Consider the following 13,346-nt stretch of genomic DNA (forward strand, 5'->3'; position numbering starts at 1 on the left):
TCACGGCCCAATTGAAAATTATTTATCACCGATTCAACGTGGTACTTTGGCATATGCCGGTTTTGAAGTTTTACCACCATTCATTGCTTATCACGTACCTTATATTAGCCAAGAAGCACGAGAAACCCTTCTCGAAGACTATGAGATTTATCTCTCTCACTTGGACCAGCTTGAACCACTAAAATTTCCTAAGCTTGAACAATTTGATGAAAAACTATATCCACTCTAATGCTGTGTTTTAGCTCTAAAAATTAAATAGCCGAATCTATCTTTATACTTTTGGCTATTCTCTCTCATAGTTACTCCCGAACAGAGAGGCAAAAACGCTAAAAAATAGATCAAACGGTAAAAAAAACTAAGGTAAACTTTTTTATAAAATTAAGAATATAAAAGTTAATCAATAATATACAGATGTAGAGAAACTAGACTTATCAACTAAAAATGACAACTACTACTCATTTCATAATCGATTAATTCATATTTTTACAAAAAAATCTTTGACCATTTTTCTTGGATTTGTGACAAAAATGTCACTAAAACGAACATCACTAATAATAGGTAAAAAATATAAATATCAATGAATTAAAATAATTTATTACTAAAAATATTCCTTCATATTTCATTCATTATTGGTACTATTTGTATAAAAAGTGAGTACTCCTCAGTTCATATAACAGATTTACTCTTATTGTAATTATGCTATTTTTGTTACATGGAGTTATCAAAGCTTTTATAAGTTGTAATTAGAAGCTTTGAAGGCAACACAGTTTAAACGGTTTAACTCTGTTACTTTTAAAAAAATGTCTTGAAGTTCAAGGAAAGATTAAAATGAAATTAAAACATCTGAGCACTGCAATGATTTTAGCAACGCTGCCTGCAACTGGGGTTTTTGCAGCAGCATTGGATCGCTCTGGACAATCAATGTCTGCATTTTTGCAGCCTAATAATTACTTTGAAGCTGGTATTTCTGTTTTAGACCCTGATGTAGCAGGTAAAGAAGCTGGTACAAGTGCAACGCGCCGTGATATTAGCGATATGGGTAATGATTATTATTTCCCAAATGCTGCATTAAAATTGCAACTTAATGATAAATTCTCATTTGGTATACTATACGATCAACCATTTGGTGCAGATGCTGAATATTCTGGGAAAAACGTATTTGTATCAGATAGCACCAATACAATTTTAGCTCCTGAAAAATTAGATGCTATTCGTACCAGCACTATTGATACAACATTTAATGGATTAACTGCCGACCAACGTGTGGGTGCGGCTCTGCAAGCCCAAGGAGTTGACTTAACCTCTGCTGCTGGAAAAGCACAATTTGCTGCCACTTTAAATGCTTATAATAATGATGCAACTACTAAAGCTGTTATCGATGCGGGTGTTAAACAAGGTGTTGCTGCAAAGGTTGATGCTGGTCTAGCTCAAGTCAATGGTTTGCTTGGTAAAGGTGCCACCAAGGTTAAAGTTGATACCCAGAACCTTGCAATGGTTTTTGGTTTTCAACCAAATCAAAATTGGAACTTCTATGCGGGCGGTGTATATCAAACCATTAAAGGAAATATCAACCTCCGTGGTCAAGCTTACAGTATCTACAATGGCTATGACGCAGATATTAAAGAAACAGGTGGTGCAGGTTGGTTAGCAGGTTTCGCTTATCAAATTCCTGAAATTGCATTAAAAGCATCTTTAACATATCGCTCTGAAATTGACCACGATGTCAATATTCGTGAAAACTTGCCTACACTTCCTGCTCTTTCATTACTAGGGCAAGCTGCAGCTGGTGAAGCAATTAAAAATAGCTCAGCAGATACCACAATTACTACACCTCAATCAGTTAACTTTGATTTCCAAACGGGAATCATGGCTGACACAGTTGCCTTTGCTAACATACGTTGGGTGAACTGGAAAGATTTCTCTGTTCAACCATACAAATTTGGACAACTATCAAAAGTTGTAGGCCCGATTGTCAACCGTCCAAATGGTTTTGATTTAGTTAGCTATTCAGATGACCAATGGACAGTGACTACAGGTGTTGGCCGCAAACTTAATGACAGATGGGCTGGTAACGTTTCTGTAGGTTGGGACTCTGGTGCAGGTGACCCAATCACAACTCTAGGTCCAACAGAAGGTTACTGGAACGTAGGTTTAGGTCTTCAATATAGCCCTACCCCACAAACGTTTATTGCTGGCGGCGTAAAATACTTCTGGTTAGGCGATGCTAAGGCTCAAACTGGTGCACAAGCTGGTGGTGATGAATATGTTGCGGAGTTCTCTGACAACAACGCAATCGCTTATGGTTTAAAACTTGGCTATAAATTCTAAGTTTCAAAACTCATTCATATAAAAAAGGCGCTTAAAGCGCCTTTTTTATTATTTATCTATTACGCTGGAATGCTACGCTTTGAAACTGAACGGATTGCTTCTTTCAAGGCATCATATCCGTGGATAGCTGGAAACTGCGGGAACTCAGCAATCACGTTTGCAGGTGCATCAAATAAGAAACCGTGGTCAGCCTCTCCAAGCATCGTTGTGTCGTTATAAGAATCACCCGCTGCGATTACACGGAAATTTAATCCATGTAGTGCTTTAACCGACTCACGTTTTTGATCTGGTTGACGCAATTTATAAGCTGTAATCATTCCTTCTTCATCTGTCTCTAATTTATGACAGAAAATTGTTGGCCATCCTAATTGCTTCATTAAAGGATGCGCAAATTCATAGAAAGTATCTGACAAGATCACAAGTTGAAAATGAGTGCTCACCCACTCAACAAACTCTTTTGCACCAGGTAATGGCCCCATCTCGGCAATGACTTCTTGAATATCATTTAAGCCTAAACCGTGTTGTTTTAAGATATTAAGACGCTGAGTCATTAAAACATCATAATCCGGAATATCACGAGTTGTTGCTTCGAGTTCTTTAATCCCTGTTTTTTTTGCAAAATTGATCCAGATTTCAGGAACTAAAACCCCTTCAAGATCTAGGCATACGATTTCCATGAATGCTTCCAACGTTGGTTAAAAATTGCTGTATCATACCACTAAGATTTTCAGTTTTGCGTTGTTATTGATCAAATCAATTTTATTCATAAGGATCGAAATTAAAGTGCTAAGCACTTTATTCACTATCCATTAGAATATTTTTCATAACTCAATGCGCCCAAGCCTTTTGCCAGGAACACACATGACCGTTATTCCGACTATTGATATCGTAGATGCTCTTGCAGCCGAATATGCGACCAAAAGCCCGCGAGAAATTTTAGAGCTTGCCTTAAGCCAGCAAGGTGAAATCGCAATTTCTTTTTCGGGAGCAGAAGATGTTGTCTTAATTGATATTGCTTCACGTTTGGGTAAGCCGTTCCGTGTTTTTAGTCTCGACACTGGTCGACTGCATGCCGAAACTTATCAATTTATTGAAACTGTCCGTAAACACTACAATATCAATATCGAAATTTGTTTCCCTGAATCTGAAGCTGTTCAAAACATGGTAAACGAAAAAGGTTTATTCAGCTTTTTTACAGATGGACACCAAGAATGTTGTGGTATCCGAAAAGTTCAGCCTTTGCGTAAAAAACTTGCGACTTTAGATGGCTGGATTACGGGCCAACGTAAAGATCAAAGCCCTGGTACACGTACAGAAATTCCAGTAGTACAAGCTGATGCAGGTTTCTCTGGTCCAGGTAAGCAACTTATTAAATATAATCCCTTAGCAAACTGGACAAGTGCTGAAGTATGGAGCTACATCCGTATGATGGAGATTCCATATAACCCTCTTCACGAACGTGGTTTTGTTTCTATTGGCTGTGAACCATGTACACGTGCTGTATTACCGAACCAACATGAGCGTGAAGGACGCTGGTGGTGGGAAGAAGCGACTCAAAAAGAGTGTGGATTACACGCAGGTAATATGAAAAAGTAATTTGTTATCAAAAAACCACTGCTAAATCAGTGGTTTTTTTTATGTCATGTTCCGTACACAAAGTCATATTTTATCTACTCTAAACGCTATATACTTAATTTTACGGTTCTATAATTCTAATAAGAGCTCAGATAAGGGCTTCTTAGAAAAATGCATGAGGCACAATGATTTATGCGTCCATTACACCCAATTGATTTCATTTTTCTGTCACTTGAAAAAAGACAGCAACCCATGCATGTCGGTGGATTATTTTTATTTGAAATTCCTGAAAATGCACCTGAAACTTTTGTACATGATTTAGTAGAAGATATTAAACGTTCAAAAAGTATTCCTATTCCGCCCTTCAATAACCGTTTAAATGGTCTATTTTGGGATGAGGATGAAGAATTTGATATTGATCATCACTTTCGCCACATTGCTCTGCCTCATCCCGGCCGTATTCGTGAACTTCTTGTTTATATTTCACAGCAACATAGTTCATTAATTGATCGTGCAAAGCCCCTTTGGACTTGCGATATTATTGAAGGAATCGAAGGCAATCGTTTTGCCATGTATTTTAAAATCCATCATGCAATGGTCGACGGCGTTGCTGGTATGCGTTTGATCGAGAAATCACTTTCAAAAACACCTGAAGAGAAACATGTTGTTCCTTTATGGTGTGTTGAGAGCAAAAGAACTAAGCGCCTAAAAGTACCTACACCAAGTACAAGTAAAATTAAGAGTATTTTAGGTGGTATCAAGTCTCAGCTCGATATAGCTCCTAAAGTCATGCAAGAGTTATCTCAGACTATATTTAAAGAAATGGGCAAAAATCCTGATTATGTTTCTACTTTTCAGGCACCCGTATCGATTTTGAACCAAAGAGTGAGTGCTTCACGTCGCTTTGCTGCCCAATCCTTTGAACTGAGCCGCCTTAGAAAAATTTCAAAAGTACTGGGTGTGACAATTAACGATGTTGTACTCGCAGTATGTTCTGGTGCTTTACGTGAATATTTGATTAGTCAAAATAGCTTACCTAAAAAACCACTTATTGCCATGGTGCCAGCTTCATTACGTACCGATGATTCTGACATGAGTAACCGAATTACCATGATTCTGGCAAATTTAGGGACTCATAAAGATCAGCCGTTAGAACGTCTAGAAATCATTCGTCGCAGCATGCAGAATTCAAAGCAACGTTTTAGCCGTATGACTGCGAATGAAATTTTAAACTATAGTGCGGTTGTTTATGGTCCGGCAGGATTAAACATCATGTCAGGAATGCTTCCTAAGCGTCAGGCGTTCAATTTAGTCATTTCCAACGTACCAGGACCACGTGAGCCGCTTTATTGGAATGGCGCGAAATTAGACGCACTCTACCCTGCTTCAATTGTCATGGATGGACAAGCACTAAACATTACCATGACAAGTTATTTAGATAAGCTTGAAGTTGGATTAACAGCTTGTCGAAATGCTTTGCCAAAAATGCAAAACCTTTTGACTCACTTAGAAGATGAGATTCAACGGTTTGAAGAAATTATTGCAGAGAAACAGCTGAAACATCATTCAGCAAGTTAGAAAACTAAGGGGCTTTAAATTGGCCCCTTATTTTTTGATTGTGCGGCACTGGTTAAGCAACTGATGACATACTGAACGAATCATTGCAGTTGTGATCGGTACTTCTTTACCTTGGTCATTCAACATATAGCAGCTATTTACTGGCGTGCTTTCTAAAACATGTTTAAGACCGTTGCTAATTAAGTTTTCACTTACATTCATGGGTTATACCTCTTATTGTTTGCTAAGACGTTAAATAGGGAGAACGTCTACGGCTACTGTATGTAAGTAGTATTTAAAATTCATGAATGAAAGTAAAATTTCAGTTGTAACAAGGATTAAGCGATATCTTGTTACAACTTTAACTTAAAATGATATCGTATTGCTCTTGCGTATATAAATTTTCGACCTGAAATTTAATGACACGGTTGATGAAATGCTCTAAATCTGCCACTGCTGGCGCTTCTGCTGTTAATAATCGGTCAATCACAGAAGGATGGGCAACAACAGTAAAGCCACTCGTTGATTCAAATGCACGGGTATATCGTAATATCTCACGAAATATTTCGTAACACACTGTCTCTGCTGTTTTGACAAAACCACGTCCTTGACAGGTTGGACACGACTCACACAGCAAATGTTCTAACGATTCACGTGTGCGTTTACGCGTCATTTCGACCAGCCCAAGTTCTGACACTTGAGTAATTTTGGTCTTGGCATGATCGCGCTCAAGCATTTTTTCAAACTGACGCATCACCTCTTCACGGTGAATTGCCTCTTGCATGTCAATAAAATCAATGATGAGAATACCACCCAAATTACGCAGTCTAAGTTGACGCGCGATAACTTGAGTCGCTTCCATATTAGTTTTAAAAACAGTGTCCTCAAGACTACGACCACCGACATATGAACCCGTATTAACATCAATCGTTGTCATGGCTTCAGTCTGATCGATCATCAGATAGCCGCCTGACTTCAAAGCTACGCGGGTTTGTAAGGCTTTTTGAATATCTTCTTCGACGTTATAAAGATCAAATAGTGGTCGCTCGCCCGGATAATGAATGAGTCGACTCTGCATATTCGGAACAAATTCTTCTACAAACTCAAGAAGCTTCGCGTGAATCTCTCGCGAATCGACATAAATCTTTGCAGTTTCGTCGCTAGCCAAATCTCGAATAATACGTTGAGGTAATGGAAGCTCTTCAAAAATTAAGGAAGGAACAGCAACATCAATTTGTTTACGTTGAATGTATTCCCATAATTTACTCAGATAGCACATATCCTGTGCAATTTCTGCCTCATCTACACCTTCAGCAGCTGTACGTACAATCACGCTACCCGGCAAATTATGTTCAGATTGAATACCTTCGATAATATTACGTAGTCGCTCTCGCTCTTCTTCAGACTCAATACGCTGAGATACACCAATATGATTTCCATATGGCATGAGAACCAGATAACGAGAAGGGATTGAAAGGTCAGTACTCAGACGCGCGCCTTTTGTTCCCAACATATCTTTCATTACTTGGACAGTAAGCGTTTGCCCGGGATGTAAGAGTTCAAAAACATTTGGGGTAGGCTGTGAACGAGGCCAAACCATATCATTGATATGTAAAAAGGCTGTTCGAGACAAACCAATATCAACGAAGGCAGCTTGCATGCCCGGAAGCACCCGCACGACTTTACCTTTGTAAATATTGCCGACTAGCCCACGTTTGACTGTACGTTCGACATACAGCTCATTAACAGTTCCATTTTCGATTAATGCCACCCGACACTCCATAGGCGTGACATTAATAAGTAATTCTTCTGACATACATAAACTCAAAGCATTATAAAATTTTTATTAAAGAGTCAGAGAAGCTGTTAACTTTGCCTAGTGTTCATCGACAATGCTATTCAATTAAGAATGATAACAACCTCTTATGTCTTTACTCTTTTTAATAACTGTGCAAATTCGTATAAAGGAAGTCCTACCACATTACTATAACTTCCTTGAATTTGGGGAATATATTGAGAAGCAATTCCTTGAATTGCATATCCACCGGCCTTCCCCACAGGCTCACCTGTAGCCCAATAATCTTCCATATCTTGCGTAGTCAGAGGCTGAAACTCAACTTGTGTTTGCACCACCTGACTTAACATTTTTTGCTGCGTAGCAATACATAATCCAGAAAACACATCATGCCAACGTCCAGATAATTGTTTCCAGATTTCAAAAGCATGATTTTTCGATTCAGGCTTACCAATAATTTGGCCATCAAGCCCAAGACTTGTATCAGCAGCAATAACGATTGCGTCTGGAAAAAGCTTCAATACAGTTTGTGCTTTTTCTCTAGCTAACCGTTCAACATAATGGTGAACCAGCTCATTTTCATGAACGGACTCATCAATATCTGGACTATAGATTTCAAAATCTAAACCCAGTTGCTGCAATAGCTCCTTCCGACGAGGAGAGCTAGATGCTAAGACTATATGCGCCATTTTGCCAAACAATAATAGACGATTGGCCAAGTGATGATACTTGTCATCAATGGTTGCCAATGTCTAGCAATCGAAAAATGAATTCCACCCATGGTCTGCGTTACCCACATAAACGCTAAATGAGCAATAATGACCAGAGTTGCAATTGTCCATAAATTACCAAAGGTTAAAATACGGCGCTCACGAATTAAAAAACGGGTAAGAAAAGTCACAATTACAAAACTTAAAGCATTGAGACCTAAAGGCGCATCAAGCAAAAGGTCTGTAAAAATTCCCATTCCAAATGCAAACCAGACCCCACACCATGTTGGCTGACATACTACCCAAAATAGCATAATCATTAACATGAATAATGGGCGCCAGCCTGAAATATCGTAGGATAGCGGGTAAACCATGAGCACTGAGCCGACAATTACAGAGAGGATAATTCCCCATAATGGATCGTTTCTTTTTTCTCGTTTCAATTTAGCGATCGGCATATGGTTGCTCCTTCGCTAAAGAATCAGAGAAAAGTACGACCACATGATGACCTGTTGCTAATTGTGCGGCTGGTGTAACATCAATTTCTGCAAACTCGCCCGAATTATGACGTCTTATTTTGGCAACTGTACCCACTGCGTACCCTGCTGGGAAATGTTCACCCAAACCTGAGCTAAACACTTTATCACCCACTTGAATATTCGCACTCGTCGGGACATATTCCATTTTCAAACGACCCAAATCACCAGTACCAGAAACAATCGCCCGCATTCCAGTGCGTTCAAGACGTACTGAAAGTGAATGTTCTTTATCTGATAACAACATTACACGTGAGCTATGAGGGTATACATTAATGATCTGTCCCATAATCCCCTTATCATCCAGAACCGTTTGACCGACCTTAAGATGGTCCATAGAGCCACGGTTAACAATGATGATATGACGTAATGGGTCTGCATCTGTCCCAATCACTTCAGCAATCTCCATACGTCCATCAATAATTAATGGAGTATCAAGAAGACCTCGCAAACGGGTGTTTTCAGCTGACAGTTCAGAAAGCTTCTGTAAACGAACCTGAGCTTGTAAAAGCTCAGCCTGCATCGCAGTATTTTCACGACGCAGTTGTGCTTCAGATTTTGTTTGTTGATTCAGCCATTCTCTCGACAGTACTGGATAACTGGCCAATGCATAAATTGGGTTATATGCAGCGTACAAGACATCCCTTGCTGGCTGAATTACATACGGCATGCGCCAATCAAAAAACAGCACAACCAAGCATGTAATGACCGCAATAATGAACGAGCGGAAAGATGGCGGCTGTCTTGAAAAAATATTCGGTTGCACCGCCTAATCCTTAAACTTAACCAACAAAAAGCATGTCATGGTTCGGGTTGTCGAAGAATTCCAATACTTTACCACCACCACGGGTCACGCAAGTAAGAGGATCTTCAGCAACCACAACTGGTAAACCAGTTTCTTGAGCTAATAATTTATCGAGGTTACGAAGTAATGCACCACCACCTGTCAACACAATACCGCGCTCGGCAATATCAGAAGAAAGTTCTGGAGGAGTTTGCTCAAGTGCAGATTTTACTGCGCTTACAATATTTTGTAATGGATCAGAGATTGCTTGAGTAATTTCGTCAGAAGTTACAGTAATTGCGCGAGGCACACCTTCTGCAAGGTTACGACCACGTACTTCAATTTCTAATGTTGTGCCATCAGAAACAGCCATACCTACTTCTTTTTTAATAATTTCAGCAGTGGTTTCACCAATTACACAACCGTGAGCTTTACGAACATAATTGATGATTTGCTCATCAAAAACATCGCCACCGATGCGTAAAGAGTCAGCATAGACACAACCTTGCAATGAAATAATTGCAATTTCAGTTGTACCACCACCAACATCCACAACCATAGAACCACATGCTTGTTCAACTGGCATACCTGCGCCAATTGCAGCAGCCATAGGTTCTTCAATGAGACGAACATCACGGGCACCAGCATTAAATACTGCTTCGCGAATCGCACGACGCTCGACCAAAGTTGATTTACATGGTACACATACAACTACACGAGGTGCAGGTGGGAACAAACGTTTTTCGTGAACTTTACCAATAAACTGATTCAACATGGTTTCAGTCACTTCAAAATCCGCAATTACACCGTCTTTCATTGGACGAATTGCAGAAATATTCGCAGGCGTACGGCCCAGCATTTGCTTAGCATCTAGACCTACAGCAGCAACAATTTTTTGTGAACCACTGTGACGAATTGCCACAACTGTTGGTTCATTTAATATAATGCCGCGGCCTGGTGCATAAATAAGTGTATTTGCTGTACCTAAATCAATGGCTAGATCCGGCGAAAACAAGCCAATTAGTCGTTTTAGAATCACGGTTCGTTCTCAGTTAAACTTTCATGTGGATGCAAGGTGGCAACTTTAAACTAAATGTGATGATTTGAACAAGTCAATCGCTTATTATAACGCACGATATTTTGAAAATTTTTAATACTGATTAGGTGATGTTATGTCTACATCGGATGCACAGCATTCAGCAGATTTAAATGCACAAACAGTTTCAGCAATCGCCAATCTTGCTCGATTGTCGCTCAATGATACGCAATCTGCTGAATATGCTCAAAGTCTAAATAAAATTTTAGGCATGATGGAAACCTTAAAAGGCATTGATACGGAAGGCGTAGAACCTTTGAAAAGTCCTTTTGACAATCCTCAACCTTTACGTGCTGATGTGGTAACGGAAAGCAATCATCGAGATGAATACCAAGCAGTTGCGCCTGCAACTCAAGATGGTTTGTATCTTGTTCCTCGCGTGATTGAATAACTTTTACTCAATTAACCCATCTTCCCTATTTTGAATGTAAAGAAATTTTACTCATGACTGATTTACATCGCTTATCAATTCGTGAACTTGCTGAGGGCTTAAGCCAAGCTAAGTTTTCATCTCGCGAACTGACTGAACATTATTTGCAACGTATTGCTAAAATTGACCCACTGGTAAAAAGCTATGTGACGGTTACACCTGAACAGGCGCTCGCGGAAGCTGATGCTGCCGATGCTGCTTTAAAAGCAGGTAATGCAACTGCTCTAACGGGTATTCCACTTGCTCATAAAGATATCTTTTGTACCAAAGGCATTAAAACAACTGCTGGTTCAAAAATTCTAGACAACTTCATCTCTCCTTACGATGCAACTGTTGTTGAAAAAACAAAAGCTGCTGGTCTTGTCACTTTAGGTAAAGTGAACATGGACGAGTTTGCGATGGGTTCAACTTCTGAAAGCTCATATGTTGGCGCAACTAGCAACCCATGGGCACTTGACCACGTTCCTGGTGGTTCATCAGGTGGTTCTGCTGCGGCTGTAGCGGCTGATTTAGCGCCTTTCGCTACGGGTACAGATACAGGTGGTTCAATTCGCCAACCTGCTTCTTTCTGTGGCTTAACAGGCTTAAAACCAACCTATGGTCGTGTATCTCGCTTCGGGATCATTGCTTATGCATCATCTTTAGACCAAGCGGGTCCGATGGCACGCTCTGCTGAAGACTGTGCTTACCTTATGAATGTAATTGCAGGTCACGATGCAAAAGACTCGACTTCGGTTAAAAAAGAAGTTGATGACTACGTTGCGAACTTAAATGGCACATCTGTAAAAGGCTTACGTATTGGTATTCCTAAACAGTACTTTAACGTTGCAGGCTTAGATGCAGACGTAAAAGCTCGTGTTGAAGAGTCTTTGAAGAAGCTTGAAGAAATGGGTGCAACGCTTGTTGAGATTGACCTCAACATGACTGAAGCTTATGTACCAACGTATTACCTGATTGCGCCAGCAGAAGCATCTTCTAACTTGTCTCGTTACGATGGTGTTCGTTACGGCTACCGCTGTGAAAACCCAGCAGACTTGATGGATCTTTACAAACGCTCTCGTTCAGAAGGTTTCGGTCCAGAAGTGCAACGTCGTATTTTGATTGGTACATACGCGCTTTCTGCGGGTTATTACGATGCTTACTATGTAAAAGCTCAAAAAGTACGTCGTTTAATTCAACAAGACTTCTTAAAAGCATTTGAAAATGTAGACGTAATTGCGGCTCCTTCTGCACCAACAACTGCTTATAAAATTGGTGCGAACTTAAGTCCAACTGAAATGTATTTAGGCGATATCTATACACTTGCAGTGAACTTAGCAGGCTTACCAGCAATTAATGCTCCTGTTGGTTTTGATAAAGACAGTTTACCTGTAGGCTTACAATTAATTGGTAACTACTGGTCAGAATCACAACTGTTGTCGATTGTTCATCAATACCAACAAAATACCGATTTCCATACTCAACGTGCGGCAATTGCTGAGGAGAATGCATAATGGCTGAAGCTCAAAAGTTGAAATTGATTGACGGTTGGGAAGTCGTTATTGGTATCGAGATTCACACTCAGCTTGCAACCAATTCTAAAATTTTCTCAGGTTCATCGACTGAATTTGGTCAAGACCCAAATACACAAGCGAGCCTTGTAGACTTGGCTATGCCGGGTGTACTCCCTGTTTTAAATGAAAAAGTAGTTGATCTTGCCATCCGCTTTGGTTTGGGTATCGATGCATACATCGACCAAGCATCTGTGTTTGCACGTAAAAACTACTTCTACCCTGACTCGCCAAAAGGCTATCAAATTAGCCAAATGGATAATCCAATTGTGGGCTTGGGTCATATCGACATTCAACTTGAAGATGGCACAACAAAACGCATTGGTGTAACTCGTGCTCACCTTGAAGAAGATGCGGGTAAATCTATTCATGACCAATTTGAAGGCATGTCTGGGATTGACTTAAACCGTGCTGGTACACCTTTACTTGAAATCGTTTCTGAGCCAGACATGCGCTCAGTTGAAGAAGCAGTGGCATATATCAAATCAATCCACACACTTGTGCGTTGGTTAGGTATTTCTGACGGTAACATGGCTGAAGGTTCATTCCGTGCAGACTGTAACGTGTCTTTACGTCGTCCGGGACAACCGTTTGGTACACGCTGTGAGCTGAAAAACCTCAACTCATTCCGTTTCATTGAGCAAGCGATCAATGTTGAAATTGAACGCCAAATGGAAATTTTGGAATACGGTGGAAGTATCGACCAAGAAACTCGTTTGTTCGATCCAAACAAAATGGAAACTCGTTCAATGCGTTCGAAAGAAGAAGCGAATGATTACCGCTACTTCCCAGATCCAGACTTGTTACCAGTAATTATTGCAGATGAGCAAATTGAAGCTGCTCGTGCTGCACTTCCAGAATTACCTGCGGCACGCCGTGCACGCTTTATCGCAGACTTTGCTGTAACTGAATACGATGCACATGTACTTACGCTCTCACGCGAAATGGCAGACTTCTTTGAAGCTGTTGTGGCTGCTGCGGGCGG

General features: G+C 40.2%; 13 protein-coding genes and 1 pseudogene. 7 read left to right on the forward strand and 7 right to left on the reverse strand.

The genetic code is table 11. The features are described from left to right. Together UC75_RS21935 and UC75_RS15110 are read left to right on the forward strand one after the other, a co-directional pair. Nucleotides 1–229: pseudogene (locus UC75_RS21935) on the forward strand (flavodoxin family protein); the annotation flags it as partial. Nucleotides 230–828: 599 nt separating this feature from the next. Beyond that, nucleotides 829–2,328: an outer membrane protein transport protein gene (locus tag UC75_RS15110; protein ID WP_049838058.1), complete on the forward strand. Its 1,500-nt coding sequence runs from the start codon at nucleotides 829–831 to the stop codon at nucleotides 2,326–2,328. Between the two features lie 59 nt (nucleotides 2,329–2,387). Here UC75_RS15110 and thrH read toward each other — a convergent pair whose 3' ends face one another. Further along, a complete protein-coding gene (thrH, locus tag UC75_RS15115; RefSeq protein WP_003655338.1) occupies nucleotides 2,388–3,005 on the reverse strand; it encodes a bifunctional phosphoserine phosphatase/homoserine phosphotransferase ThrH in 618 nt (205 codons plus the stop codon). Between the two features lie 184 nt (nucleotides 3,006–3,189). Between thrH and UC75_RS15120 the strand changes: the two genes are divergently transcribed. Beyond that, on the forward strand, nucleotides 3,190–3,924 hold the full coding sequence (locus UC75_RS15120; protein WP_004789321.1) for a phosphoadenylyl-sulfate reductase: 735 nt from the start codon (nucleotides 3,190–3,192) through the stop codon (nucleotides 3,922–3,924). A gap of 171 nt (nucleotides 3,925–4,095) precedes the next feature. Continuing rightward, nucleotides 4,096–5,481 carry a WS/DGAT/MGAT family O-acyltransferase gene (locus tag UC75_RS15125; protein ID WP_005309889.1) on the forward strand — a complete coding sequence of 462 codons (1,386 nt, stop codon included), beginning with the start codon at nucleotides 4,096–4,098 and terminating at the stop codon, nucleotides 5,479–5,481. Nucleotides 5,482–5,508: 27 nt separating this feature from the next. Here UC75_RS15125 and UC75_RS19015 read toward each other — a convergent pair whose 3' ends face one another. From UC75_RS19015 to UC75_RS15150, 6 genes are all read right to left on the reverse strand, one after another. Beyond that, entirely contained in the window at nucleotides 5,509–5,682 is a 174-nt protein-coding gene (locus tag UC75_RS19015; RefSeq protein ID WP_002116397.1) for a PA1571 family protein, read from the reverse strand. Nucleotides 5,683–5,821: 139 nt separating this feature from the next. Further along, nucleotides 5,822–7,276, reverse strand: a complete 1,455-nt coding sequence (gene rng / locus UC75_RS15130) for a ribonuclease G (protein ID WP_004789319.1) — start codon at nucleotides 7,274–7,276, stop codon at nucleotides 5,822–5,824. 107 nt (nucleotides 7,277–7,383) lie between these two features. Then, nucleotides 7,384–7,944 (reverse strand): Maf-like protein, encoded by a 561-nt coding sequence (locus tag UC75_RS15135; protein ID WP_049838059.1) that lies wholly within the window; start codon nucleotides 7,942–7,944, stop codon nucleotides 7,384–7,386. Continuing rightward, nucleotides 7,932–8,423, reverse strand: coding sequence for a rod shape-determining protein MreD (mreD, locus tag UC75_RS15140; protein ID WP_004789317.1), 492 nt, complete (start codon nucleotides 8,421–8,423; stop codon nucleotides 7,932–7,934). Before mreD ends, UC75_RS15135 begins: the two co-directional genes overlap by 13 nt. Beyond that, entirely contained in the window at nucleotides 8,410–9,267 is an 858-nt protein-coding gene (gene mreC / locus UC75_RS15145; protein ID WP_004789316.1) for a rod shape-determining protein MreC, read from the reverse strand. The genes mreD and mreC overlap by 14 nt, the downstream gene beginning before the upstream one ends. Nucleotides 9,268–9,283: 16 nt before the next feature. Further along, the gene (locus tag UC75_RS15150) at nucleotides 9,284–10,324 is read right to left on the reverse strand and encodes a rod shape-determining protein (RefSeq protein WP_004789315.1); all 1,041 of its coding nucleotides are present in this window, start codon (nucleotides 10,322–10,324) and stop codon (nucleotides 9,284–9,286) included. A 133-nt stretch (nucleotides 10,325–10,457) separates the two neighbouring features. On the opposite strand from UC75_RS15150, the gene gatC reads away from it, so the two are divergent. From gatC to gatB, 3 genes are all read left to right on the forward strand, one after another. Next, nucleotides 10,458–10,772, forward strand: coding sequence for an Asp-tRNA(Asn)/Glu-tRNA(Gln) amidotransferase subunit GatC (gatC, locus tag UC75_RS15155; RefSeq protein WP_000107699.1), 315 nt, complete (start codon nucleotides 10,458–10,460; stop codon nucleotides 10,770–10,772). A gap of 53 nt (nucleotides 10,773–10,825) precedes the next feature. After that, nucleotides 10,826–12,304, forward strand: a complete 1,479-nt coding sequence (gene gatA / locus UC75_RS15160; RefSeq protein ID WP_049838060.1) for an Asp-tRNA(Asn)/Glu-tRNA(Gln) amidotransferase subunit GatA — start codon at nucleotides 10,826–10,828, stop codon at nucleotides 12,302–12,304. Next, the coding region (gene gatB, locus UC75_RS15165) for an Asp-tRNA(Asn)/Glu-tRNA(Gln) amidotransferase subunit GatB (protein WP_228137414.1) at nucleotides 12,304–13,346 on the forward strand (1,043 nt) is incomplete at its 3' end. The genes gatA and gatB, both read left to right, overlap by 1 nt.

The sequence above is a fragment of the Acinetobacter sp. V2 genome, from assembly GCF_001188385.1.
In the GTDB taxonomy this organism is placed as follows: domain Bacteria; phylum Pseudomonadota; class Gammaproteobacteria; order Pseudomonadales; family Moraxellaceae; genus Acinetobacter; species Acinetobacter oleivorans.

Bases quoted from the DNA above. Each gene is read 5' to 3' on its own strand.
- UC75_RS15110 (WP_049838058.1), top strand. From the start codon at position 829: ATGAAATTAAAACATCTGAGCACTGCAATGATTTTAGCAACGCTGCCT.
- thrH (WP_003655338.1), bottom strand. From the start codon at position 3,005: ATGGAAATCGTATGCCTAGATCTTGAAGGGGTTTTAGTTCCTGAAATC.
- UC75_RS15120 (WP_004789321.1), top strand. From the start codon at position 3,190: ATGACCGTTATTCCGACTATTGATATCGTAGATGCTCTTGCAGCCGAA.
- UC75_RS15125 (WP_005309889.1), top strand. From the start codon at position 4,096: ATGCGTCCATTACACCCAATTGATTTCATTTTTCTGTCACTTGAAAAA.
- UC75_RS19015 (WP_002116397.1), bottom strand. From the start codon at position 5,682: ATGAATGTAAGTGAAAACTTAATTAGCAACGGTCTTAAACATGTTTTA.
- rng (WP_004789319.1), bottom strand. From the start codon at position 7,276: ATGTCAGAAGAATTACTTATTAATGTCACGCCTATGGAGTGTCGGGTG.
- UC75_RS15135 (WP_049838059.1), bottom strand. From the start codon at position 7,944: ATGGCGCATATAGTCTTAGCATCTAGCTCTCCTCGTCGGAAGGAGCTA.
- mreD (WP_004789317.1), bottom strand. From the start codon at position 8,423: ATGCCGATCGCTAAATTGAAACGAGAAAAAAGAAACGATCCATTATGG.
- gatC (WP_000107699.1), top strand. From the start codon at position 10,458: ATGTCTACATCGGATGCACAGCATTCAGCAGATTTAAATGCACAAACA.
- gatA (WP_049838060.1), top strand. From the start codon at position 10,826: ATGACTGATTTACATCGCTTATCAATTCGTGAACTTGCTGAGGGCTTA.